The following is a 21,546-nucleotide window of genomic DNA, read 5'->3' as shown; positions in this document are numbered from 1 at the left end:
CCGCATCCCACCTCAACTTCTTGACGCCGCCGCTGTAAAGCCTATTTCGCAACCTGACGGTTCATTCACCTCGGAACGCCCCAATGCCGATTACCGATTTGGTCGCACCCGAGGCGATACTTCCGGCTTTGAAAGTCATCAGCAAGAAGCAGGCGCTGCAGGAACTCGCGGCGCGCGCGTCTGCGCTGACCGGGCAGAACGAACGCGCCGTGTTTGAAGTGCTGCTGCAACGCGAGAAGCTCGGCACCACGGCGGTCGGCTATGGCGTCGCCATTCCGCACGGCAAGCTGCCCAAGCTGGAAAAGCTGTTCGGCTTCTTCGCCCGCCTCGAGCGCCCGATCGATTTCGAGGCGATGGATGGCCAGCCGGTCGATCTGATCTTCCTGCTGCTGGCACCGGAAGGTGCCGGCGCCGATCACCTCAAGGCGCTGGCGCGCATCGCTCGCCTGCTGCGCGACCAGGACGTCGCCAAGAAGCTGCGTGCCTCGCGCGACGCGCAGGCGATCTATTCGGTGCTCGCGCTGCCGCCGGCGAGCGCGGCGTAATCAACCGCATTCGCGAATTCGTTCGCGCAACTGACATCAGTGCGTAGTCAATACGTCACGCATTGACGCATACCGATGCGCAATCGTCGGGCTACGAAGCGTTTGCAATTCTCTCAGCAGATCGTCGGCAGCAGACGGCGGACTTCGTCGAGCAGATCGGGAACGGCCTTCTCGTCGCTGGCGAGGTGCCTGAGCAGCGCGCTCTGGAACAGGCCGTCGAACAGCGCGTAGAGCGCGGCCGGAGACGATGCCGGCTTCCTGTTGCCGAGCTCTGCGTAGCGCGTGGCGATGCGCCAGATCATCGCTTCCAGACTTTTGTCGATCTCGAGCACGTCCTTGCGAAACGCCGGCTCGAACATCGCCTGCGAGCGCAGATCGTACCAGAGCCGGTGCATGCGGGCTTCGTCCTGCAACGTCGCCGCGAGCTTGGCGAGGAAGCCTTCGGTCAATTCGTCGCGGCTTCGTGCCGTCGTTACCACCTCGTCGTAGCGCGTCACGCATTTCGCCTTGTAGTGACGGACGCAGCAGCAGATCAGATCGAGCTTGTCGCTGAAGTAGTAGTGAAACACGCCATGCGTGAACGCGGAGTTTTGCGCGATCTCGCGCAGGCTGGTGCGCGCGAAGCCGAGCTCGCCGAGCGTTTCCAGCGCGGCCTCCGCAAGTTCGATGCGCCGCGCGTTGAACTTCTCGTCGCGCAGCGTCTCGGCCGCCACCGCCACGCGTTGGGCCGCTCCTGTCGCTTGCCGCGCCATCTCGTGCCTTTCCTGTCTCTTCCCTCAAGCAAACTTATACCGCGCGAACCGCGGCGCACTCCACCTCTTCACAATCATCCTCTTTGACACTTGTCAAATTCAGGCTTGACAAGTGTCAAGTTACTGGACGAGGGTTGGCCCAATAATTTGGACAACCGTCAAGACGGCTGACCTAACGACATCAGGAGGAAATGCACTGCCCGGGCGCGCCTACGCTGCGCCCCGCCGACGCCGGCCGCCACCACCAATGCGCTGAGAATCTGCAGACCGCCGGCCCGTGCTGCCGCCGGCTGCGGCACCGATCAAAATCATCAAGCAAAGGGAGGACTACGTCATGAGTGGGAAGAGCCTTGAAGGCAGGAAAGCCCTGGTCACCGGCGGTGCCCGGGGAATTGGCGCAGCCATCGCGCAGGCGCTGGCGCGGTCCGGCGCCGCGGTCATGATCGGCGACATCCTTGACGATGCCGGCAAGGCAAGCGCCGCCGAGATCGCCAAGGCTGGCGTCAAGACCGGCTTCATCAAGCTCGACGTCACCGACGACGCGCAATGGGAGCGGGCCGCCGCTGCGACGGTCGAAACGCTGGGCGGCTACGACATCCTGATCAACAATGCCGGCATCGAGATCACCTCGCTGGTCGCCGACATCAAGGCCGAGGACGCGCGCCGCATGTGCGAGGTCAACATCGTCGGCACCGTGCTCGGCATGAAGCACGCCTTCCGCGCGATGCGGCCGGGCGGAGCCGCGGGCAAAGGCGGCGCGGTCGTCAACATCGCCTCGGTCGCGGCGACGATCGCCTTTCCGAGCATCGCGGTCTATTCCGGCACCAAGTCCGCAGTCGATCGCATGACGCGGGTCGGCGCGATGGAAGCCGGCAAGCTCGGCTATGGGGTGCGGGTCAACTGCATCTATCCCGGCCTGATCCCGACCGACATGGGCCTCCAGCTCGCCAATGACATCGTGAAGATCGGTCTCGCGCCCGACGTCAATGCCGCCGTCGGCTCGGTGGTGGAGCAGACGCCGCTCGGCAAGCTCGCCGAGGTCTCCGACATCGCCGACGCCGCGGTGTTCCTGTGCTCGAACGAGGCCCGCTTCATCACCGGCATCGGTCTGCCGGTCGATGGCGGCATGGGCATGTAGCAACAAAGCCGACAACACACATTTCGGAGGATCGCAATGAGCGAGAAGAAACCCGTCATCGTCTATGGCGCGTCCGGCTACACCGGCCGGCTGGTCTGCGAATATCTGCGCGAGTACAACATCCCCTTCATCGCCGCCGGCCGCAGCGGCGAGAAGCTCAACGCCGCGATGAAGTCGAACGTGGCCGGCATCGAGACCGCCGACTACGAGGTGGTGACGGTGCCGCACACCGCGGCCGCGCTGACCGAATTGTTCAAAGGCGCCTCGGTGGTGCTCAACACCGTGGGTCCGTTCGCCAAATTCGGCACCGAGGTGGTGCAGGCCTGTCTGGCTGCCAAGTGCCACTACACCGACACGACAGGCGAACAGGACTGGCTGATCACGCTCGAGCAGGAGTTTGGCACCAAGTTCGCCAATGCCGGCCTGCTGCTCGCGCCGGGCATCGCGCAGATGTACACCACCGGCGAGATCGCCGCGCAGCTGTGTCTGGAAACGCCCGGCCTCGACACGCTCGATATCGCCGTGTTCTGGGGTGGCAGCCCGACCATCGCCTCGACGCAGACCATCCTGGTCAACGCCGCGATGGCCAAGGCCTACTATTTGGAGCAGAACAAATACGTCGAGCATCAGCCCGATGCCGGCCTCTACAACCTCGCCATCCCCGGCCAGCACGAGCTGGCGCTGGCGCTGCCCTGGGGCGGCACCTCGCACCCGGTGTGGTTCAAGCGCGATCCGCGCGTCGCCAATGTCAAGGTGCTGGGCGGCGTGTTCAACCGCGCGCTGATGCTGGGCGTGCCGCAGATCGTTGCCGCCGCGCTGGAGGCGACCAAGGACATGAAGCCCGACGAGCGCTACGCCGCGCTGGCGCAGACCGCGGCCGGTGTGATGAACACCATGCCGCCGCGCGAGAACCCGCGCGTCAACAAGTCGATGGATTCGGTGTACGCCTCCGGCCCGCTGGGGCGCACTCACTGCGTCATCTACGGCAACAGCAACTACAAGCAGACCGGCCTGATGCAGGCCTTTGCCGCGGCGTATTTGCTGCAGCAGCCGCCCAAGCGCGTGGGCTTCGCCTCCGGCTGCCAGGCGTTCGGCCATCACGAGCTGCTCGGGCAATTGCGCAGCTTCGGCCTGGTCGGCAAGCCGGTCCTGACCGTGCACGATTAAGCTTGAGCCCCGATCGGATCGGGGCTCAACACGCCGCTCCCTGAAGCGTTTTCGTCAATCGGACCGGTATCCGATTTGCTCGAAAACGCCGCCTCCGCGGGTGACGCAGTCGCGCGTCACCCGCCCCTCGCGCGAGATCTGCCATGCGCTTCATCGATTATCTCGACAAGGGTGCCTCGCTCGGCGCCGATGCGCCGTGCCTCACGATGGACGGCCGCGACCTCAGCTATGGCGACGTACAGCGGCTGAGCTACCGGGTCGCGCGCGGGCTCGAGCGATCGGGCGTCGCACCCGGTGAGAAGGTCGCGATCCTGTCCGGCAACGATCCACTCGCCTTCGCCTGTGTGTTCGGCATCTCGCGCGCGGCCGCGGTGTGGTGCCCGATCAATCCGCGCAACGAGGCGACCGAGAACAAGTTCATCCTCGACCAGTTCGATTGCAGCCTGCTGCTGTTTCATTCGAGCTTCGCGCCGATGGTCGAAGCCGTGCGGCAGGATCTGCCCAAGCTGCGCGCGCTGGTCTGCCTCGATACTGAATTGCCGTTCGCGCCGTCGTTCGAGCGCTGGCTCGGCGGGCTCACTGATGATGTCTATCAGCGCGACACGATCGACGATCTCGCGATGATCCCGGGCACCGGCGGCACCACCGGCAAGCCCAAGGGCGTGATGCTCTCCGGGCGCAACATCGAGGCGATGACGGCGCTGACCTTGATGGGCTACCCGTTCAAGGGTCGTCCGATCTATCTCGCGCTGGCGCCGCTGACCCATGCCGCCGGCGTGCTTTGTTTTCCGATCATGACGTTGGGCGGCCGCGTCGTGATCATGCACCACCCTGACATCGGCGAATTCCTCGCGCTGATCGCGCGCTATCGCGTCACGCATACGTTCCTGCCGCCGACCGTGATCTACATGCTGCTCGATCATCCCGGGCTCGATGCAGCCGATCGAAGCTCGCTGCAATGCTTCTGGTATGGCGCAGCACCGATCTCGGCGATGCGGCTCGCCGAGGCCCTGAAGCGGATCGGGCCGATGGCGCAGCTGTTCGGCCAGACCGAGGCGCCGATGATGATCTCGATGATGGCACCCGCCGATCACTACAATGCGGACGGCAGCATCGCGATGGAGCGCCTTGCCTCCGCGGGGCGGATCGGCCCGCTGGTGCAGGCCGGCATCATGGATGGCGACGGCAAGCTGTTGCCCGCCGGATCGCGCGGCGAGATCGTGGTGTGTGGTTCGCTTGTCATGGAAGGCTACTACAAGAACCCGGAGGCCACGCGCGAAGCCTCGGCGCATGGCTGGCACCACACCGGCGATATCGGCTACATCGACGGCGATGGCTACCTCTACATCGTCGACCGCGCCAAGGACATGATCATCACCGGCGGCTTCAACGTCTATTCGATCGAGGTCGAGAACGCGTTGCGTGCCCACGAGGCGGTGCAGGACTGTGCCGTCATCGGGCTGCCCGACGACAAATGGGGCGAGCGCATCGTCGCGGTGGTGCAGCCGCGCGCCGGCCAATCCGTCGACGCGACGGCGCTGGCTGCGTTCGTCAAGCAGCAGATCGGCAGCATCAAGACGCCGAAGCAGATCGAGGTCTGGGACGATCTTCCGCGGTCCAAGGTCGGCAAGGTGCTCAAGCCGGACATCCGCGCGCGTCTGGCGGAGCGTTCGAGCAGCTAGGGCAGCGCTTGATGTCGATGCTGTCGACCAGACGCTGTTGCCGCACCGGGTTTTAAACGCTCGCTATTCGCCGGCCTTGAGCGTAGAGTCGCGTCATCACCGCCTATCCACGGCATCCACCGGTGACTGAGGGTAACGTAGGGCTCCCGCCAACAGATGAGGAGCATACGTGTCTGGATTTCGTCTGGCCGATTGGATCGTGCCGCCGGTGATCGTTCCCCTGTTTCTTCTGCTCCTGGTGGCCGCTGCCGCCCTCCTGCATGGATAGGGCGACACGACGATGAATTCGGCAGCGCCGGCGTTTGGCCACGCCAGCGCTTGATGTGGCCGGCAACGCGCAAGCGCGCAGCCGGCGCACACCCAAAATCATGAAATGCTCAGTGTGACGATCGCCCGGAAAGGCACCTGTATGAAAACGCTGCTATTCGCGACGGTTGCGGCCACCCTGCTTGCACAAGGCGCGTTCGCCGCCGAACCGGCCTGCCACAAGATCGAAGGCACGGTCGGTCGTCTCGCCTGCTACGATGCCGCGTTCCCTCCGACGGTCAAGCAGCCTCCGGCCATCGATAGCAACGCGCCGCGATCCGAATACAAGGACCCGTTGATCGCGGAGGATGCCCGCGTTGCGGCGAAGCTGAAGAACATCTGTCGCGGTTGTTGAGATTTGCGACGAGATACGCGCGTGGCCGGCGACGAGCGCAGCGCTTTGTCCTTGGCGGCACCGCGTCCGGCGGAAGGAGCCTTGATGGCAAGCGAAACAACCTACGTCGTGCAGGCGTTCAACGCCGGCAAGGGCGGGCATCTCAAGCCGGACCCTCCGATCGTCTGCAAGACGGCAAATGGCGCACTGCGAACGGCAGAGCGCCTGGCGCTGAGCAAGCTCGCCGTCGTTGCATTCTCGTCCACCGGCGATCCCGAAATGGGTGACTATGATGATGAGCCGATGGTCTTCTTCCGGAAAGGCGATCTTCCGGCGGTGTTCGGCTAAAGGAGAACCCGGATGAGCGAGCGACTCGAAACGCTGAAGAAAGCCCGCGATCGCATGATCGAGGAGAGGGACGCGCATGCGAAAGTGCTGGCCGCTCCGTTCGATCGTGACAAGGCCGAGCGGGCCCGCAGCAAGTTCGTCGAGGTTCAGGCGTTGGTCGAGGCTCTGGATCGCGCCATCAGCGCGGAGGACTCCGTTCCAACGAGAAGCTGAAGCTTGATATCCGCACGCGGCTAAACGGAGCGCCAGCTCGCGCGATCGGCATTCACCTCTTGCCGTATTCGGTGAACACGTAATCGCGATTCTGTACCACGGTGTGGCACGCATACCCGCACTTCGCGTCGTTCTCCTGTGGCGGATTGTCCGTCGTGGTGGCGGGCTTGAATACATCCGAGGCCGCGTCATACTCGAATGCGCCGTATCCCCATCCGCCGCTATCCGCAAACCGCTTGCTGTCCTTCAGCATGAAGTCGACATCGTGTTGTACGCCCGGCACCGTTGGCTGACCGGGATACGCTTCCTGCTTTTTCGGAATCCAATGGATCTTCGCCATCCTGGCGCCGTCCGGGAACGGCTTGCCATTGCCGGGCACGCCCTCGCGGTAGGCGCCGATCATCGCCGGATTGCCCAGGATCACGGCGATGACGCCTTCGTTCTCGCTGATCGCGATCACCGACCAGTCCTCGTATCCCCTGAACTCGGAGAACGCGAGCCCACCGGGCACTTGCAGGCTATATTTGTCCTGTGCGGAAATCGCGACGCCGGTCGCGAGGACCGAAATCGACACCGAAGCAACGAGATTGATCAGCGAGCTCTTCCGCATGGTCGTATCTCCCTCAATCGATTGGGCGGCGGATAATCTCTTGCTGGAAATTCCTCTTTATCGCGCTGCCTTCTCCGAAGCTCAGGACTGCGCGGACCGTTGGTCACGGGAACGAATTACAGCATGGAATGGCGCGGAGCGAAATGGGGCCGCTGCCATGGTCGGCGGCCCGAAACACCGGCGTGAGCGCCTATTGACAACCGTCCCATCGCGCCAGAAGACTCAAGGCGCATCGTCGTGCATGCGCCCGCAGGGGATAACCGATGTCCCTCGACTTTCGCTTCCATCGCACTCCCGTCGACGTTCTCGCTTACGAGCTCGCCGAGGAGAAGGCCTCCGCGCTCGGACGCATGGGCCGCGCGCTTGAGCAGGCTCTCGCTAGATTGCGCGAGTTCGATGCCGCCCATCCGCGCGCCGAAGCACCGGCGTCCGCGCAACAGGCACGACGCATTCTGGTGCGGGAAGCCGGCCACGCGCTCTGGATGCTCGTGGTGCAGCGGGAAGCTTGCGGCATGCGCGACAGCCGCGCGATCATGCGCACCTACAATGTGCCTGGCGAAGTACAGCACTGCATGGGCCCGATGCTCGCCACATCGACCGCATCGCCATAAAGGCGCGGACCGCCACCGCGCTGCAGCAGTGGCTGCCGAGCATTCCCACAGACCAAGGTCGAATTTACCGGGCGGACCGAAGGACTAGATTTCGTCGTGCAAGACCGTGTCATGAGGGATGTCGTACTCCCGCGATGGCGATCGGTTAGGCCGCGCGCAATCCAGGACCGGCTTCCTTAAGGCCTGCATGGGCACGCCCCGCGCATTTGCGGCCCTGCCCTAACCAAACAAATAACCGGGCATCGATACCGCCTTCCACTGCCGTGGACGGTGGATGAAACGCATTCCAGATGGCCCGAACATGTCGGGCCAGGGAGATGTACAATGACGACATTGGACATTGCGGTCGCCCCGCTCCCGGAAGCCGAGCATCATGCGCAATTGCGTCGCGCATTGATTGCCAGCACGGTAGGCACCACCATCGAATGGTACGACTTTCTGCTCTACAGCACGGTGACCGGACTGGTCTTCGGCAAGCTGTTCTTTCCCAAGTCCGATCCCCTGGTTGGCGTGCTGGAGGCCTTCGCTATCTACACGGTGGGCTTCATCGCGCGGCCGATCGGTGCCGCGATCTTCGGCCACTTCGGCGATCGCATCGGCCGCAAGGCGACGCTGATCGCCACGCTGCTGTTGACCGGCATCGCCACCGCGGCGGTCGGTCTCGTCCCCACCTATGACCAGATCGGCATCTGGGGCGCCGTCATCCTGACCGTCATCCGCTTCATCCAGGGTATCGGCGTCGGAGGCGAGTGGGGTGGTTCGGTGCTGCTCTCGATGGAGTGGGCGCGAACCAATCAGCACCGCGGCTTCATCACCTCGTGGCCGCAGCTCGGCGGTCCCGCCGGGTTGCTGCTGGCAAATATCGCGGTGCTGGTGTTCAGCCGAATCTCCGGCGACCAGTTCCTGGTCTGGGGCTGGCGCATCCCGTTCCTGCTCAGCCTCGTGATGATCGCGATCGGGCTCTACATCCGGCTCGGCATCATGGAGACGCCGACGTTCCGGCGGATCGTGGCCGAGAATCGTGTCGCGCGGGTCCCGGTCCTCGAGGTGATCAAGCGCCAACCGCGATCGATTATCCTCGCGGCGCTGGCGCGGATGGCCGAACAGGCGCCGGCCTACATCTATCTCGCCTTCGTGTTCGCCTACGGCACCCAGGTCATCCATCAGGACCGCGACTTCCTGCTGATCTGCCTGATCTGCGCCGGTGTCGTCTCGCTCGTCACCATCCCGCTGGCCGGGCACCTGTCGGACCGCATCGGGCGCAAGCGGATGTATCTGATCGGCGCGGCCCTGACCGGGCTGTTCGGCTTCGTCTATTTCGGCCTGCTGAACACGGCGGCGCCGGCGCTGATCTTCATCGCCATCGTGCTGTCATTCGTGCCGCACGACCTGATGTATGGTCCGCAGGCGGCGCTGATCGCCGAATGCTTCACGCCGCGGCTGCGCTACAGCGGCTGCTCGATCGGCTATCAGCTCTCCTCGGTCATATCAGGCGGACCGGCACCGTTGATCGCCACGGCGCTACTGGCCGCCACCGGCTCCGGCTATGTGATCGCGCTCTACATTCTGTTCTGCGCGGTGGTCAGCATTGTCGCGACCGCGATGATGCCCGACTACACCAACAAGGACATTTCGGAGGAGCACGACAGGCCCTGATCGATTGATCCGGGCGGCGTCGTCATAAAAAATGCGCGGGCCGCCTCGATCGGTATCGAGGCGAGCCCGCGCATTGAACTCGCGGATGCTGAATTAGCCGTCCTTCAGTAGATTTGCGCTAGTGGACGCTGACGGCCTGCAGCTCGTTGCTCCAGGCGTTCGCGATCGCGGCTTCGCGGCTGTCGGTCAGCATGATCGGCGTGCCGTCGGCGGCATGCAGTGCGAACAGCTTGAGGCCCGGCGCGATCTTCGGCGCCTGCGGAAAGAGATCCGGCACGTCCTCGGAACGGACCTGCTTCACATAGGCGATATGGCCCTCGCCCAGATGGGCCAGCGCTTCCGGCGTGACGCTCTCGGACTGGTAGATGATATTGGCTTCACTCATGGTCTCGACTCCTCAGTCAGATAAGCGGTCGAGTCCGCTCGTTGTTTCTATTATTCGTGCTCATTGATAGCGATTGTCTTAACGACCCGTTCAGGTTCTGGCCTGGCCAGGTCGATCGACAACAACCCGTTCTTCAGATCCGCGCCCAGCACCTGCATCCCCTCCGCCAGCACGAAGGTGCGCTGGAAGTGGCGCGCGGCGATGCCGCGATGGATGTATTGCCGAGCCTTGTCGTCCTGCTGGCGGCCGCGGATGACGAGCTGATTTTCCTCAATAGTTACATCGAGTTGGTCGCGGGTGAAGCCCGCCACCGCCAACGTGATGCGCAACCGCTCGGGCTGCCCGTTGGTACGGTCGCACCGCTCGATATTGTACGGAGGATAGCCGTCAGCGCCCTTCACGACGCGGTCGAGCGCACGCTCGATCTCGTCGAATCCCAGAAGGAACGGACTGGACAACGATGGAACACGAGACATTACAAAGTCCTCTCGAAGCGACTTTGAGGGGCCCTTGCGGCACCCCATGCAACCGGCGGGCCGCTTGCCCGTCGGTCATAAGCCAATATGGGAGCGATCTGGATAGCGTTCAAGCGCCTCTGAAACCAGCGTAAATGCCGCCTGGCGCATATCGGTTTTGATCAAATCAGGACCGATATGCTCCACTTTTTGTTCTAGGCGCGTTTTCTTCACGCGAACCGGTGCCCACTTCGCTCGAAAACGCGCCACCATGGCCCCAATCGTTCGCGAACGGTTACGGGCCGACGCGCTTGCGGCCGTCAGCGGTAAAAAGATGCAGTTTGTCGCGCGGCGCGACCGCCCGGATCTGCTCGCCGATCGCAGGCCCGGTGGCGCCGGGAACCCGGACGATCACTTCGCCTGGCGGCAGTTCGCCCGGATTGGCGGCGATGGCCCGTTCCTCGCGCTGGCGGCTGCCATAGACGAAGGTCTCGGCGCCGACGTGCTCAATCGCCTCGACCGTCAGGCCGAGCGCGACGCCGCCGGACGCGGTCTCGCCGGTGATCACGAAATCCTCCGGCCGGATGCCGACAATGCCGGCGCCATCGGCGCCCGCGATCTGGGAGGTCAGCTCGTCCGAACGCAGCGGCATCAGGTTCATCGGCGGGGCGCCGATGAAGGAGGCGACGAAGGTGGTCGCCGGCTTCTGATAGATATCCAGCGGATTGCCGATCTGCTCGACCTGGCCGCCATTCATGACCACGAGGATGTCCGCGAGCGTCATCGCCTCGAGCTGGTCGTGGGTGACATAGATCGAGGTGGTGTTGAGTCGGCGCTGCAGCTTGCGGATCTCGACCCGCATCGCGATGCGTAGCTTGGCGTCGAGGTTCGACAGCGGCTCGTCGAACAGGAAGACTTTCGGCTGCCGCACGATGGCACGGCCCATCGCGACGCGCTGGCGCTGACCGCCGGAAAGCTGCCGCGGCTTGCGCTCCAGCATCGGCGACAGCTCGAGGACGCGCGCGGCTTCCTCGACGCGGGTCTTGATCTCGGCTTCGGCCATGCCGCGGTTGCGCAGGCCGTAGGCCATGTTGTTGTAGACGCTCATATGCGGATAGAGCGCATAGTTCTGGAACACCATCGCGATGTCGCGATCGGCAGGCTCGATCTGGTTGACGATGCGGCCGCCGATGTCGATCTCACCGCCGGTGATGGTCTCGAGCCCAGCGACCATGCGGAGCAGCGTGGACTTGCCGCAGCCGCTTGGCCCGACCAGCACGCAGAACTGGCCGTCGCCAACGTCGACATCGACGCCCTTGATGGCCTCGAAGCCGCCGGGATAGGTCTTGCGGACGCTGCGCAGCGTGACGTTAGCCATTACTTTTCCGTCTCCACCAATCCGCGCACGAACAGTTTCTGCATCACGACGACGACGAACACCGGTGGCAGCATCGCGAGCAGCGCGGTCGCCATCACCACAGGCCATTCGGTCAGCGCGTCGGTCGTGGTGATCATCTTGCGGATGCCGACCTGGATGGTCTGCATGTCGTCGCGCGTGGTGATCAGAAGCGGCCAGAGATACTGATTCCAGCCGAGGATGAACAGGATCACGAACAGCGCGGCCATGTTGGTACGCGACAGCGGCAGCAGTGTATCCCAGAAGAAGCGGAACGGGCCCGCGCCGTCGATCCGCGAGGCCTCCAGCAATTCATCCGGCACGGTCATGAAGAACTGCCGGAACAGCAGCGTCGCGGTGGCGGAGGCGATCAGCGGCAGCGACAGGCCGGCATAGCTGTCGAGCAGATGCAGATCGGCGACGATCTTGTAGGTCGGATAGATGCGCACCTCGACCGGCAGCATCAAGGTGATGAAGATGATCCAGAAGATCGCCATCCGGAATGGAAACCGGAAATAGACGATCGCGTAGGCGGAGATGATCGAGATCGCGATTTTGCCGACCGCGATCAGCAGCGCCATGATCAGCGAGTTCAGCATCATGTTGAGGACCGGCTCGCGGGTCGAGCCGCTCGTGCCGACAAACAGTGTCTGGTAGTAGGTCTCGAAGAAATGGCCGCCGGGCAACAGCGACATCTGGCCGTTGGCGATGACGGCGTTGTCCTGCGTCGAGGCGACGATCGCCAGATAGACCGGGAAGGCGACGATCGCGATCCCGATCCACAGGATGGCGTGAGCCAGATAGCGCTGGAAGCCCTCCTCCTCGACCATCAGTAGGTTACCTTGCGTTCGACGAAGCGGAACTGGATGCCGGTCAGCACGATGACGATGACCATCAGGATGACCGACTGCGCCGCCGAGGAGCCGAGATTGCCGCCGAGCAGGCCATCGGTATAGACCTTGTAGACCAGCGTTTCGGTTGCCTTGCCGGGGCCGCCGCGGGTCATCGTGTCGATGATGCCGAAGGTGTCGAAGAAGGCGTAGACGATGTTGATGACCAAGAGGAAGAAGATGGTCGGCGACAGCAGTGGGAAGATCACGGTCCAGAACCGCCGCATCGGGCGGGCGCCGTCGATCGCGGCGGCTTCGATCACGCTCTTCGGGATGCTCTGCAGCCCGGCGAGGAAGAACAGGAAATTGTAGGAGATCTGCTTCCAGGCCGCGGCGAGGATGATCAGGGCCGCCGCCTGGTCGCCGTCGAGCAGCGGATTCCAGTCGACGCCCATGGCGCGCAGATAGCGCGACAGCACACCGAGCGAGGGGTGCAGCATGAACACCCAGAGCACGCCGACCACCGGCGGGGCGACGGCATACGGCCAGATCAGCAGCGTACGGTAGAGCATCGAGCCGCGCAGCGGCTTGTCGGCCATGACAGCGAGCAGCAGCGCGAACGACAGCGAGGAGACCGCGATCGCAAGCGAGAACGCGAAGGTTCGGACGATGGCCGCGAAATAGGCCGGGTCCTTGAACAATTCGAGATAGTTCTCGAACCACACGAAGGTGGTCGAAAGGCCGAAGGCGTCCTGCAGCAGGAAGGATTGGATCACCGCCTGCGCGGCCGGCCAGTAGAAAAAGATCAGGACGATCGCGAGTTGCGGGGCAACCAGCGCGTAAGGCAACAGCTTTGATTGGAAAATCGATTGCTTTTGCATGATCTCGGCAAAATGGCAGGCCGCTTGTCGCGGCCTGCCGGTTGAGGTCTCAAGACATCATGTCAGTGGACGGCGGTCTTTTCAAACTGCCGCAGCATCTGGTTGCCGCGCTCGACGGCCGAGTCCAGCGCCTGCTTGGCGGTCTTCTTGCCGGCCAGTGCCTGCTCGATCTCTTCCGACCACATGTCGCGCAGCTGCACCATGTTGCCGAGGCGCAGACCGCGGGAATTCTCGGTCGGCTCCTTGTTGGTGAGCTCGAGCAGCGGCGTTTCCAGATAGGGCTGGTCCTTGTAGAAGCCCTCTTCCTTGGCCTTGGCGTAGGCGGCCTTGGTGATCGGCAGATAGCCCGAGGCCTTGTGGATCCAGATCTGGCGATCGGTGTCCGAGAGGAAGGTCAGGAACTTGGCCACGCCCTTGTATTCCTCGGCCGACTTGCCGCCCATCACCCACAGCGAGGCGCCGCCGATGATCGAGTTCTGCGGCGCGCCCTTGACGTCGGGATAATACGGCATCGGCGCAGCGGTGAAGTTGAACTTGGCCTGCGCCTTGACGTTGCCGAAGAAGGCCGACGAGGTCAGGTAGATCGGACACTCACCCGCGGTGAAGCGGCCTTCACCGGTGTTGGTGCGGCCGGCGTAGTCGTAGGTCTTGTCCTTCTGCAGCTCGACCAGGTTCTCGAGATGCTTGACCTGCAGCGGACCGTTGAATTCGAGCACGGTGTCGAATCCGTCGAGGCCATTGGCCTTGCTGGCGAGCGGCACGTTGTGCCAGGCCGAGAGCTGCTCGAGATTGACCCAGGTGACCCACGAGCCGGAGAAGCCGCAGGTGGTGTAGCCGGCCGCCTTCAGCTTCTTGGCGTCCTCGAACACTTGCGGCCAGGTCTTCGGGATCTCGGCGATGTTGGCCTTCTTCAGCGCGTCGAGATTGACCCACATCACGGTCGACGACGAGTTGAAGGGGAACGACAGCATCTCGCCCTTCGAGGTCGAGTAGTAGCCGGTGATCGCGGGCAGATAGACGCTCGGATCGAACTTCTCGCCGGCATCGGCCATCAGCTTGTAGACCGGTTTGACGGCGCCGGTGGCGGCCATCATAGTCGCGGTGCCGACCTCGAACACCTGCATGATGTGCGGCGCGTTGCCGGCGCGGAATGCTGCGATACCGGCATTCATGGTGTCGGCGTAGCCGCCCTTGTAGGTCGGGATCACCTTGTAGTCGGACTGCGAGGCGTTGAAGTCGTTGGCCAGCTTGACGATGACGTCGTTGTTGGCGCCGGTCATCGCGTGCCACCACTGAATCTCCGTCACCGCAAACGCAGGCGACGCGAATACAAGCGTGGCAGCGGCTGCCGCAGCAGCGCCGAGTCGTCGAAGAATCATCAAAAGCCCCTCCCGGTTGGAACGTCATCTTTCGTTGCGCGCGTTAACAGCGCCGGATGACGTTCAAATGACCGTATAAACGAAAGCCATGGTAGGGGGGAAGCCGAAGCAAAGGGAAGCGGTAAAAAAGGCTGACATCGCAGCCCACGTGCGTGCGGTGCAACGCCGGACGCGACGTTGCACCGCACGGGCTGATGTGCTGGCGTGACGCGAACCGGTGCCCATCCCGCATCAGGTGCGGGACGGGCTTTGCTCGAATACGCTGTCAGCGCTTGCGCTGGGGACCGCAGACCACGCCTTTGTCGACGAGGCCGTTGATCTCGTCCTTGGAGTAGCCGAACTCGCCGAGCACTTCCGCAGCGTGCTGGCTGAACTTCGGCGGCGTGCGGCGCAGGCTCGGCTTGGTGCGTTCGAGCCGGATCGGCGAGGCGACGCCCTTGTACCAATCCTTCTCGATGACGTCGCCGCGATGGATCGTGTGCGGGTTGGTCAGCGCCTGGTCGATCTTCTGCACGGGGCCGGCCGGCAGGCCGGCGGCGAGCAGCCGGTTGCACAGCGGCTCGGCCTCGTGCTGGCTGAAGACAGCGGCAAGCTCGGCGCGCAGCGCATCGCGGTTGGCGATACGGTCCTTGTTGCGGGCAAAGCGCGGATCTGTGCCGAGCTCGGGCTTGCCGATTTCCTTGGCGAGCTTGCGGAAGGTGCCGTCATTGCCGACGCCGATGAAGATGTTGTCGGTCTTGGTCGGGAAGATCGCATAGGGCACGAGGTTGGGATGCTCGTTGCCGGTGAGCGATGGCGGCTTGCCATGCATGAAATAATTCGCGGTGTGCGGATGCATGATCGCAAGCCCGGTTTCATACAGCGTGGTTTCGATGAACTGGCCGAGCCCGGAGCGCTGCCGCTCCGACAGTGCCATCAGGATGCCGATCGCCGCATAGAGCCCGGTCGTGATGTCGACCAGCGGCACGCCGATGCGCATCGGGCCGCTCTCCGGCGAGCCGGTCGCCGCGATCATGCCGGTCATCGCCTGGATGATCGCGTCGTAGCCGGGATTGCCGCCGCGCGGGCCGTCGGCGCCGAAGCCGGAGATCCGGCAATGCACGAGGCGCGGAAATTTCGCGCGTAGCACGTCGTTGCCGATGCCCCATTTGTCGAGCGTGCCGGGCTTGAAATTCTCGATCAGCACGTCGGCGGTCTCGAGCATCTTCATCAGCACCGTGCGACCGCCCTCGGAGGCGAGGTCGAGGCCGATCGAGCGCTTGTTGCGGTTGATGCCGACGAAATAGGCCGCGTCTTCCTCATGGAAGGGAGGGCCCCAATCGCGCACCTCGTCGCCGGCGGGCGGCTCGACCTTGATCACGTCGGCGCCGTGGTCGGCAAGGATCTGGGTGCAATACGGGCCGCCGAGCACGCGGGTCAGATCGATCACGCGCAGTCCGGTCATCGCGCCCGTAGCCGCTGGGGTATTCATGGAAACAACCTTCGCTCAGTTGGGATCGGATAACGAGGGTCCCAGAGCTAACGGTCTTCAGGCGAGGCAGCAATGCTTCCGTCGGCGCAGGCCCATGCAGCAGGCGGCGCGTGCGTTCGCCAAGCGAACTGAAAAGAGCGAACTGGCATCTGCAATGCAATGCTCTCTTGAAATGCAATAGTCCGCCACGCGGGACGTGGCGGACTATTGGCGTCGGTGAATTAGACGACGCTCAGCTTGACGTCGACATTGCCGCGGGTCGCGTTGGAATACGGGCACACATGGTGGGCCTTCTCGACCAGCGCTTCGGCGTCGGCGCGGGACAGGCCGGGCAGCGAGACGGCGAGGTCAACGGCAAGGCCGAAGCCGCCTTCCGAGCGCGGGCCGATGCCGACCGTCGAGGTCACCGAGGCGTCGGCGGGAACCTTGGGGCCGCCCTGTGAGGCCACGAACTTCATGGCGCCGATGAAGCAGGCGGCATAGCCGGCTGCGAACAGCTGCTCCGGATTGTTGCCGGCGCCACCGCCGCCACCGAGCTCCTTCGGGGTCGTGAGCTTGACGTCGAGTGCGCCGTCGAGCGTTGCCGCATGGCCATCGCGGCCGCCGGTTGCCTTGGCGCTGGTCTTGTAGAGCACGTTCACAGACATCGTGGTCTCCCTTGGGTTTTGCACTTGGGTAGTTTCGACTTGGGTTTGAATTCGATGTCAGATGTATTGCACGCGGTTAAATTGTGTGCAATATAATTTATGCGGCCTCACATTTAATTGTTCGCAATTGAATCCATGGTCCCGAGAGGCCAGAATGACCCGGAAACGAGATGGATTCGATGGGAATCATGGTCAGGAAACAGACGGCGGCGGATCAGGCGCTGCGGCTCGATAACCAGATCTGCTTTGCGGTCTATTCGACCGCGCACGCCTTCAACCGCGTCTACAAGCCGCTGCTCGACCGGCTCGGGCTGACCTACCCGCAGTATCTCGTGATGCTGGCGCTGTGGGAGCGCGACGACGTGCCGGTGAAGGACCTCGGCGAGCGGCTGTTCCTGGATTCCGGTACGCTGACGCCGCTCTTGAAGCGGCTGGAGGCGGCGGAGCTGATCAAGCGGACCCGCAGCACCGAAGACGAGCGCGTTGTGCTGATCGCGCTGACGCCGCAGGGCCACGCGCTGCGCGAAAAGGCCAAGGCCGTTCCGCAGTCGATCCTCGCGGCCTCGGACTGCACGGTTGGCGAGTTGATGACGATGAAGAACGAGATCGTCGCGTTGCGCGACCGGCTCAATGCGGTGCTGGGGGAGTAGGCGGCGTGCAACGAGCCGCGCCCGTCAGGGCAGCACCGGCACGCGACAAGTCGCGCACTGGAAATCGCTGCCGCGCTCGTCGTGACGAATCTCAAAGCCCTCCGGGACCCGATCGATCCGATTTCTAAAGGGAGCGATTTCCGAAAGCCGGGCATGGCCCGTGCGTTGGCACCTCGGGCACCGCAAGAATTCCGTCCAGCTGGAATCGCGCATGGCTTGGCGTCCGTTGGCGACGGACAAGATAGCAACCAATGGACGCTCGAGCTTTGTTCTGGATCAAAGATGCGGGGCGGAGGCTGCTAAAGGCGCTTCTTGGCGAAGGCGCGGCCGGATGCGGACTTCAGATATTTTTCAAAAGCGACGGCCTGTTTATCGTCGCTGAAGGCGACGTACGTCTTCAGCCGCCAAGGTCCATATTTGGATGTATGGGGCACTTCGCCGGCATTGTGCTTAGCCAGTCGAGCAGATCGTCTGTGAGGCCGACACAAAAGTGCAGGCAATCGAGGCTTTCGAGAATGTAGACGTATTTCATCTGGCCCCCACGCGATTGACAGGGCGGATGCTAACGCATTTCAATTTCGGTAAGAGCCCGGCTTCGCCCTTCGGGCTACGCCGCGGCAGCCTTCGCTACGAAAGGGCTTGCCGAGCCGAAGCTCGCGAAGCGAGCGAAGGCTGGTGGAGCCAGGCGGGATCGAACCGCCGACCTCTTGCATGCCATGCAAGCGCTCTCCCAGCTGAGCTATGGCCCCTTATCCAGTTGGGATGATCCTGGGGGATCAATCCCGGCCCGCGCGGCCTAGATCACTCGCGCGGCAGCACCGTTGATCATAGATCGGCGCCGATCTCAAGTCTCTTCGTCGCCGCCGACGTCACCAATAATATCGGTCACGTCCTCATCGCCCTCTTCCTCGTCGGCGATGAAGGTCGAATCGTCGTCATCATCGTCGTCGATGGTTTCATCGACCTCGATATCGTCCTCGGATTCGGGAACCACGGCCTTGACCTTGCCGGTGTTCTCCTCGGCATCGGCCTCCTCGAGCGAGACCAATTCTTCGGTCTCGGCCGCCTCGGGCATCTCGGCGGCGGTCGCAGGCGAACTGACGGTGGCGCCACGGCCGCCCCGCGGCGGGGCGACAGGCGCGATCGGCACGACCTCACCGGTGTAGGGCGAAATCACCGGATTCTTGTTGAGGTCGTAGAACTTCTTGCCCGTGGTCGGGCAAATGCGCTTGGTTCCGAGCTCGGACTTAGCCAACGTGGTCATCCCAGAATTTTGCTGAAAAACGGTGCTTCACTTGGCTAGTTGAGGAGCCGCTGTCAATAGCGGTTTGCGCGCAAGTGACGGGCGCGTGACGCGGTGTTGCCTATGTGATACCTGCCGCGGCGCGAGAGGACACAATCTTGGCCCATTCCGACACCCCGACCCCGCTGGAATCGCGCGTTTGCGGCCCCCTGGCCGGCAAGGTCCGCGTTCCCGGCGACAAATCGATTTCCCACCGTGCCCTGATCCTCGGGGCGCTTTCGGTAGGCGAAACCCGCATTTCCGGCCTTCTGGAGGGCGAGGACGTCATCAATACCGCCAAATCCATGCGCGCGCTGGGCGCCAAGGTGGAGCGGACGGCGCCGTTTGCCTGGTCGGTCTCGGGCGTCGGGGTCGGCGGCTTCGCGCAGCCCGCAGCCCCGCTCGATTTCGGCAATTCCGGCACCGGCTGCCGGCTGGTGATGGGCGCGGTGGCCGGTTGCCCGATCGCGGCCATTTTCGACGGCGACGCCTCGCTGCGTACGCGGCCGATGCGCCGGATTCTCGATCCCCTGGAGCTGATGGGGGCCCGGACCAGCGACATCCGGGACGGTGGCCGGCTGCCGCTCACCCTGCACGGCGCCCGCTATCCGGTGCCGATCGTCTACAAGACCCCGGTCGCCTCGGCCCAGATCAAGTCCGCGGTGCTGCTGGCGGGCCTGTCCGCGCCCGGCATCACCACGGTCATCGAGCAGGAGGCGAGCCGCGACCACACCGAGCTGATGCTGAAGCATTTCGGCGCCGAGATCTCCACGGAGAAGGAAGGCAGCCACGGCCGCAGGATCTCGCTGAACGGCGAGCCCGAGCTGCACGGCGCCGAGGTCGTGGTGCCCGCCGATCCGTCCTCGGCGTCGTTCCCGATCGTGGCGGCGCTGATCGTCGAAGGATCCGACGTCGTGTTCTCCGACGTGATGACCAATCCGCTTCGCACCGGCCTGTTCACCACGTTGCGTGAAATGGGCGCCTCGATCGAGGAGAGCGATCTGCGCGGCGATGCCGGCGAGCCGATGGCGCAATTGCGCGTGCGTGCCTCGAAGCTGAAGGGCGTCGAGGTGCCGCCGGAGCGCGCGCCGTCGATGATCGACGAATATCTGGTGCTGGCCGTCGCCGCCGCATTTGCCGAGGGCACCACGATCATGCGCGGCTTGCAGGAGCTGCGCGTCAAAGAGTCCGACCGTCTCGAAGCCACCGCCGACATGCTGCGCGTCAACGGCGTCAAGGTCGAGGTTTCCGGCGATGACCTGATCGTCGAGGGCCGCGGCCACGTTCCAGGCGGCGGCCTCGTTGCCACCCACATGGATCATCGCATCGCGATGTCGGCGCTGGTGATGGGCTGTGCTTCGGATCGGCCGGTGAAGATCGATGACACCGCCTTCATCGCCACCAGTTTCCCGGATTTCATTCCGATGATGCGCGCGCTCGGAGCTGACTTCGCATGATCATCGCCATCGACGGACCCGCCGCCTCCGGCAAGGGCACGCTCGGCAAGCGGCTCGCCCACCACTACGGCTACCGCCATCTCGACACCGGCGTGATCTACCGCGCGGTGGCCTATGCGATGATGGCGCAGGGCGCCGACCTCAACGATGAGGCGCTGGCGGTGGCCGTCGCGCTCGAGCTCGATCCCGAGAAATTCGGCAATCCGATCCTGAAGACCCAGAAGGTCGGCGAGGGCGCATCCGTCGTCTCGGCCTTTCCGAGGGTGCGCGAGGCGCTGGTCAGCTTCCAGCGCCAGTTCGCCGCCGATCCGCCCGGTGCGGTGCTGGATGGCCGCGATATCGGCACCGTGATCTGCCCGGACGCCGACGTGAAGATCTTCGTGGTCGCCGATCCCCGCGTGCGGGCGCGGCGGCGCACCCTGGAGGCCCGCGCCCGCGGCGAGGACGCCGACGAGGAGGCGGTGCTGGCCGACATCCTCAAGCGTGACGATCGGGACAAGAACCGCGCGATTGCGCCCCTGCGGCCGGCGGCGGACGCCCACACGCTGGATAATTCCAATCTCGACATCGAGGCCGGCGTCCGCGCCGCCATCGCCATTGTCGAGGCGGCGCGCGCCCGGCGCTGACCGGTCAGGCTCCGGACAAGAAAAAGCGCGATGACGAGGTCATCGCGCCAAGCTCGCTTTTAGACCGGCCCGCTTTGGACCGTCTGCTTTTGGACCCGTTGGATCAGTTCTTCGACCAGTAGCGGTCGAACGGCAATTCCTGCTCGGCCATGCTGAGCAGCGGCTGCGCCGCCGTGGCAGACGCACCGTGCGCGGCCGGAGCAGCGCCGGGCATCCCGGCAATCGCATTTCCGATCGTCAGGACGGCGATCGCCGCCAGCACCACAAAGCTTTTCATTGGTAATCCCCCTGTTTTGAACGGTGCTATCGTATGGGGTGCTGCTTAAGGGCGGGTTCCGCGTCGTTCTCCTGCGGGGGGCATTTCACGCGACTCGGTCAACAGCGCGTTGCGAGGCCGGATCTGGAGCGCCGTCGGGGCGAGATTAGCCTTAAGCGCCCGTAAATCGAGGATTTCCGGCTTGCCCAAAATGGGCCCCGGAGCTATATCAGCGCCGTTCGGAGCGCCATCGACCGTGTCGAGGCCGTGTCTGAGCGGGCCGGCGCCGGGTTTGAACCCTCGCCGCATGTGGAGGAACGCCCGCTCCCAGGTCTTGAAGTCGATATTTTCGTTTCAGGCTCCGGACAATTCAAACGTACCGAACGTGCAGTTTTACTGCCGGCCCGCTGTTGCACCTCCTGCAATGAGCGGTCGTCAGGGTTTGCGGAACCCTGACACTTCACGCGCG

Annotated in this window: 25 protein-coding genes, 1 tRNA gene and 1 pseudogene; 12 read left to right on the top strand and 15 right to left on the bottom strand. The window is 63.9% G+C overall.

Going from position 1 to position 21,546, the window contains the following annotated elements:
- Positions 1 to 83 precede the first annotated feature (83 nt).
- Positions 84 to 545 carry a PTS IIA-like nitrogen regulatory protein PtsN gene (gene ptsN, locus ACE103_RS42425; protein ID WP_029082506.1) on the top strand — a complete coding sequence of 154 codons (462 nt, stop codon included), beginning with the start codon at positions 84 to 86 and terminating at the stop codon, positions 543 to 545.
- A 113-nt stretch (positions 546 to 658) separates the two neighbouring features.
- Here the strand turns inward: ptsN and ACE103_RS42420 are convergent, their stop codons facing one another.
- Positions 659 to 1,297, bottom strand: coding sequence for a TetR/AcrR family transcriptional regulator (locus ACE103_RS42420; RefSeq protein WP_223971499.1), 639 nt, complete (start codon positions 1,295 to 1,297; stop codon positions 659 to 661).
- A 334-nt stretch (positions 1,298 to 1,631) separates the two neighbouring features.
- Here ACE103_RS42420 and ACE103_RS42415 point away from each other — a divergent pair, with 334 nt between their 5' ends.
- The 6 genes from ACE103_RS42415 (at position 1,632) to ACE103_RS42390 (ending at position 6,485) form a co-directional block, all read left to right on the top strand.
- Positions 1,632 to 2,435, top strand: a complete 804-nt coding sequence (locus tag ACE103_RS42415; RefSeq protein ID WP_223971500.1) for an SDR family NAD(P)-dependent oxidoreductase — start codon at positions 1,632 to 1,634, stop codon at positions 2,433 to 2,435.
- A 36-nt stretch (positions 2,436 to 2,471) separates the two neighbouring features.
- Positions 2,472 to 3,602, top strand: coding sequence for a DUF5938 domain-containing protein (locus ACE103_RS42410; protein ID WP_375777771.1), 1,131 nt, complete (start codon positions 2,472 to 2,474; stop codon positions 3,600 to 3,602).
- Between the two features lie 143 nt (positions 3,603 to 3,745).
- Positions 3,746 to 5,284 carry an AMP-binding protein gene (locus ACE103_RS42405; protein ID WP_375777770.1) on the top strand — a complete coding sequence of 513 codons (1,539 nt, stop codon included), beginning with the start codon at positions 3,746 to 3,748 and terminating at the stop codon, positions 5,282 to 5,284.
- 382 nt (positions 5,285 to 5,666) lie between these two features.
- Positions 5,667 to 5,945, top strand: a complete 279-nt coding sequence (locus ACE103_RS42400; protein ID WP_375777769.1) for a hypothetical protein — start codon at positions 5,667 to 5,669, stop codon at positions 5,943 to 5,945.
- 21 nt (positions 5,946 to 5,966) lie between these two features.
- Positions 5,967 to 6,272 carry a hypothetical protein gene (locus ACE103_RS42395; protein ID WP_375777768.1) on the top strand — a complete coding sequence of 102 codons (306 nt, stop codon included), beginning with the start codon at positions 5,967 to 5,969 and terminating at the stop codon, positions 6,270 to 6,272.
- 12 nt (positions 6,273 to 6,284) lie between these two features.
- The gene (locus ACE103_RS42390) at positions 6,285 to 6,485 is read left to right on the top strand and encodes a hypothetical protein (protein ID WP_375777767.1); all 201 of its coding nucleotides are present in this window, start codon (positions 6,285 to 6,287) and stop codon (positions 6,483 to 6,485) included.
- Between the two features lie 52 nt (positions 6,486 to 6,537).
- On the opposite strand, the gene ACE103_RS42385 is transcribed toward ACE103_RS42390, so the two are convergent.
- Entirely contained in the window at positions 6,538 to 7,095 is a 558-nt protein-coding gene (locus tag ACE103_RS42385) for a cytochrome P460 family protein (RefSeq protein ID WP_375777766.1), read from the bottom strand.
- 263 nt (positions 7,096 to 7,358) lie between these two features.
- On the opposite strand from ACE103_RS42385, the gene ACE103_RS42380 reads away from it, so the two are divergent.
- Positions 7,359 to 7,706 carry a DUF6665 family protein gene (locus tag ACE103_RS42380; protein WP_375777765.1) on the top strand — a complete coding sequence of 116 codons (348 nt, stop codon included), beginning with the start codon at positions 7,359 to 7,361 and terminating at the stop codon, positions 7,704 to 7,706.
- A gap of 324 nt (positions 7,707 to 8,030) precedes the next feature.
- On the top strand, positions 8,031 to 9,362 hold the full coding sequence (locus tag ACE103_RS42375; RefSeq protein ID WP_375777764.1) for an MFS transporter: 1,332 nt from the start codon (positions 8,031 to 8,033) through the stop codon (positions 9,360 to 9,362).
- A 118-nt stretch (positions 9,363 to 9,480) separates the two neighbouring features.
- Here the strand turns inward: ACE103_RS42375 and ACE103_RS42370 are convergent, their stop codons facing one another.
- From ACE103_RS42370 to ACE103_RS42330, 9 genes are all read right to left on the bottom strand, one after another.
- Positions 9,481 to 9,747: a DUF1150 domain-containing protein gene (locus tag ACE103_RS42370; protein WP_092120817.1), complete on the bottom strand. Its 267-nt coding sequence runs from the start codon at positions 9,745 to 9,747 to the stop codon at positions 9,481 to 9,483.
- Between the two features lie 50 nt (positions 9,748 to 9,797).
- Positions 9,798 to 10,223, bottom strand: coding sequence for an Hsp20 family protein (locus tag ACE103_RS42365; RefSeq protein WP_092120814.1), 426 nt, complete (start codon positions 10,221 to 10,223; stop codon positions 9,798 to 9,800).
- Between the two features lie 75 nt (positions 10,224 to 10,298).
- On the bottom strand, positions 10,299 to 10,475 hold the full coding sequence (locus ACE103_RS42360; protein ID WP_375777763.1) for a hypothetical protein: 177 nt from the start codon (positions 10,473 to 10,475) through the stop codon (positions 10,299 to 10,301).
- A gap of 22 nt (positions 10,476 to 10,497) precedes the next feature.
- Positions 10,498 to 11,580 carry a sn-glycerol-3-phosphate import ATP-binding protein UgpC gene (locus ACE103_RS42355; protein ID WP_375777762.1) on the bottom strand — a complete coding sequence of 361 codons (1,083 nt, stop codon included), beginning with the start codon at positions 11,578 to 11,580 and terminating at the stop codon, positions 10,498 to 10,500.
- Complete coding sequence (gene ugpE / locus ACE103_RS42350; protein ID WP_223971514.1) at positions 11,580 to 12,428, bottom strand: sn-glycerol-3-phosphate ABC transporter permease UgpE; 849 nt, start codon at positions 12,426 to 12,428, stop codon at positions 11,580 to 11,582. The genes ACE103_RS42355 and ugpE overlap by 1 nt, the downstream gene beginning before the upstream one ends.
- Positions 12,428 to 13,309 (bottom strand): sn-glycerol-3-phosphate ABC transporter permease UgpA, encoded by an 882-nt coding sequence (gene ugpA, locus ACE103_RS42345; protein ID WP_375777761.1) that lies wholly within the window; start codon positions 13,307 to 13,309, stop codon positions 12,428 to 12,430. Before ugpA ends, ugpE begins: the two co-directional genes overlap by 1 nt.
- A 62-nt stretch (positions 13,310 to 13,371) precedes the next feature.
- A complete protein-coding gene (gene ugpB, locus ACE103_RS42340; RefSeq protein ID WP_375777760.1) occupies positions 13,372 to 14,688 on the bottom strand; it encodes a sn-glycerol-3-phosphate ABC transporter substrate-binding protein UgpB in 1,317 nt (438 codons plus the stop codon).
- A 265-nt stretch (positions 14,689 to 14,953) separates the two neighbouring features.
- Positions 14,954 to 16,159 (bottom strand): CaiB/BaiF CoA transferase family protein, encoded by a 1,206-nt coding sequence (locus ACE103_RS42335; protein WP_375777759.1) that lies wholly within the window; start codon positions 16,157 to 16,159, stop codon positions 14,954 to 14,956.
- 221 nt (positions 16,160 to 16,380) lie between these two features.
- On the bottom strand, positions 16,381 to 16,806 hold the full coding sequence (locus tag ACE103_RS42330) for an organic hydroperoxide resistance protein (protein WP_076863571.1): 426 nt from the start codon (positions 16,804 to 16,806) through the stop codon (positions 16,381 to 16,383).
- Between the two features lie 188 nt (positions 16,807 to 16,994).
- On the opposite strand from ACE103_RS42330, the gene ACE103_RS42325 reads away from it, so the two are divergent.
- Positions 16,995 to 17,456 carry a MarR family winged helix-turn-helix transcriptional regulator gene (locus ACE103_RS42325; RefSeq protein WP_223971521.1) on the top strand — a complete coding sequence of 154 codons (462 nt, stop codon included), beginning with the start codon at positions 16,995 to 16,997 and terminating at the stop codon, positions 17,454 to 17,456.
- A 299-nt stretch (positions 17,457 to 17,755) separates the two neighbouring features.
- Here the strand turns inward: ACE103_RS42325 and ACE103_RS42320 are convergent.
- From ACE103_RS42320 to ACE103_RS42310, 3 genes and pseudogenes are all read right to left on the bottom strand, one after another.
- Positions 17,756 to 17,988 (bottom strand): annotated as a pseudogene (locus tag ACE103_RS42320) (GIY-YIG nuclease family protein).
- Between the two features lie 141 nt (positions 17,989 to 18,129).
- Positions 18,130 to 18,205 (bottom strand) — tRNA-Ala (locus tag ACE103_RS42315).
- 95 nt (positions 18,206 to 18,300) lie between these two features.
- Positions 18,301 to 18,711 (bottom strand): TIGR02300 family protein, encoded by a 411-nt coding sequence (locus ACE103_RS42310; RefSeq protein ID WP_092126373.1) that lies wholly within the window; start codon positions 18,709 to 18,711, stop codon positions 18,301 to 18,303.
- Positions 18,712 to 18,857: 146 nt separating this feature from the next.
- On the opposite strand from ACE103_RS42310, the gene aroA reads away from it, so the two are divergent.
- Together aroA and cmk are read left to right on the top strand one after the other, a co-directional pair.
- The gene (gene aroA / locus ACE103_RS42305; RefSeq protein ID WP_223971523.1) at positions 18,858 to 20,195 is read left to right on the top strand and encodes a 3-phosphoshikimate 1-carboxyvinyltransferase; all 1,338 of its coding nucleotides are present in this window, start codon (positions 18,858 to 18,860) and stop codon (positions 20,193 to 20,195) included.
- Positions 20,192 to 20,821 carry a (d)CMP kinase gene (gene cmk, locus ACE103_RS42300; RefSeq protein WP_223971525.1) on the top strand — a complete coding sequence of 210 codons (630 nt, stop codon included), beginning with the start codon at positions 20,192 to 20,194 and terminating at the stop codon, positions 20,819 to 20,821. Before aroA ends, cmk begins: the two co-directional genes overlap by 4 nt.
- A gap of 103 nt (positions 20,822 to 20,924) precedes the next feature.
- Here the strand turns inward: cmk and ACE103_RS42295 are convergent, their stop codons facing one another.
- Positions 20,925 to 21,098, bottom strand: a complete 174-nt coding sequence (locus tag ACE103_RS42295) for a hypothetical protein (protein WP_375777758.1) — start codon at positions 21,096 to 21,098, stop codon at positions 20,925 to 20,927.
- Positions 21,099 to 21,546: the final 448 nt, after the last annotated feature.

Source organism: Bradyrhizobium sp. ma5 (assembly GCF_042258955.1).
Lineage (GTDB): Bacteria > Pseudomonadota > Alphaproteobacteria > Rhizobiales > Xanthobacteraceae > Bradyrhizobium.
This window is presented reverse-complemented; position numbering and strand designations above follow the sequence as displayed.

Bases quoted from the DNA above. Each gene is read 5' to 3' on its own strand.
- ptsN (WP_029082506.1), top strand. From the start codon at position 84: ATGCCGATTACCGATTTGGTCGCACCCGAGGCGATACTTCCGGCTTTG.
- ACE103_RS42420 (WP_223971499.1), bottom strand. From the start codon at position 1,297: ATGGCGCGGCAAGCGACAGGAGCGGCCCAACGCGTGGCGGTGGCGGCC.
- ACE103_RS42415 (WP_223971500.1), top strand. From the start codon at position 1,632: ATGAGTGGGAAGAGCCTTGAAGGCAGGAAAGCCCTGGTCACCGGCGGT.
- ACE103_RS42410 (WP_375777771.1), top strand. From the start codon at position 2,472: ATGAGCGAGAAGAAACCCGTCATCGTCTATGGCGCGTCCGGCTACACC.
- ACE103_RS42405 (WP_375777770.1), top strand. From the start codon at position 3,746: ATGCGCTTCATCGATTATCTCGACAAGGGTGCCTCGCTCGGCGCCGAT.
- ACE103_RS42390 (WP_375777767.1), top strand. From the start codon at position 6,285: ATGAGCGAGCGACTCGAAACGCTGAAGAAAGCCCGCGATCGCATGATC.
- ACE103_RS42385 (WP_375777766.1), bottom strand. From the start codon at position 7,095: ATGCGGAAGAGCTCGCTGATCAATCTCGTTGCTTCGGTGTCGATTTCG.
- ACE103_RS42380 (WP_375777765.1), top strand. From the start codon at position 7,359: ATGTCCCTCGACTTTCGCTTCCATCGCACTCCCGTCGACGTTCTCGCT.
- ACE103_RS42375 (WP_375777764.1), top strand. From the start codon at position 8,031: ATGACGACATTGGACATTGCGGTCGCCCCGCTCCCGGAAGCCGAGCAT.
- ACE103_RS42370 (WP_092120817.1), bottom strand. From the start codon at position 9,747: ATGAGTGAAGCCAATATCATCTACCAGTCCGAGAGCGTCACGCCGGAA.
- ACE103_RS42365 (WP_092120814.1), bottom strand. From the start codon at position 10,223: ATGTCTCGTGTTCCATCGTTGTCCAGTCCGTTCCTTCTGGGATTCGAC.
- ACE103_RS42360 (WP_375777763.1), bottom strand. From the start codon at position 10,475: ATGGTGGCGCGTTTTCGAGCGAAGTGGGCACCGGTTCGCGTGAAGAAA.
- ACE103_RS42355 (WP_375777762.1), bottom strand. From the start codon at position 11,580: ATGGCTAACGTCACGCTGCGCAGCGTCCGCAAGACCTATCCCGGCGGC.
- ugpE (WP_223971514.1), bottom strand. From the start codon at position 12,428: ATGGTCGAGGAGGAGGGCTTCCAGCGCTATCTGGCTCACGCCATCCTG.
- ugpA (WP_375777761.1), bottom strand. From the start codon at position 13,309: ATGCAAAAGCAATCGATTTTCCAATCAAAGCTGTTGCCTTACGCGCTG.
- ugpB (WP_375777760.1), bottom strand. From the start codon at position 14,688: ATGATTCTTCGACGACTCGGCGCTGCTGCGGCAGCCGCTGCCACGCTT.
- ACE103_RS42335 (WP_375777759.1), bottom strand. From the start codon at position 16,159: ATGAATACCCCAGCGGCTACGGGCGCGATGACCGGACTGCGCGTGATC.
- ACE103_RS42330 (WP_076863571.1), bottom strand. From the start codon at position 16,806: ATGTCTGTGAACGTGCTCTACAAGACCAGCGCCAAGGCAACCGGCGGC.
- ACE103_RS42325 (WP_223971521.1), top strand. From the start codon at position 16,995: ATGGTCAGGAAACAGACGGCGGCGGATCAGGCGCTGCGGCTCGATAAC.
- cmk (WP_223971525.1), top strand. From the start codon at position 20,192: ATGATCATCGCCATCGACGGACCCGCCGCCTCCGGCAAGGGCACGCTC.
- ACE103_RS42295 (WP_375777758.1), bottom strand. From the start codon at position 21,098: ATGAAAAGCTTTGTGGTGCTGGCGGCGATCGCCGTCCTGACGATCGGA.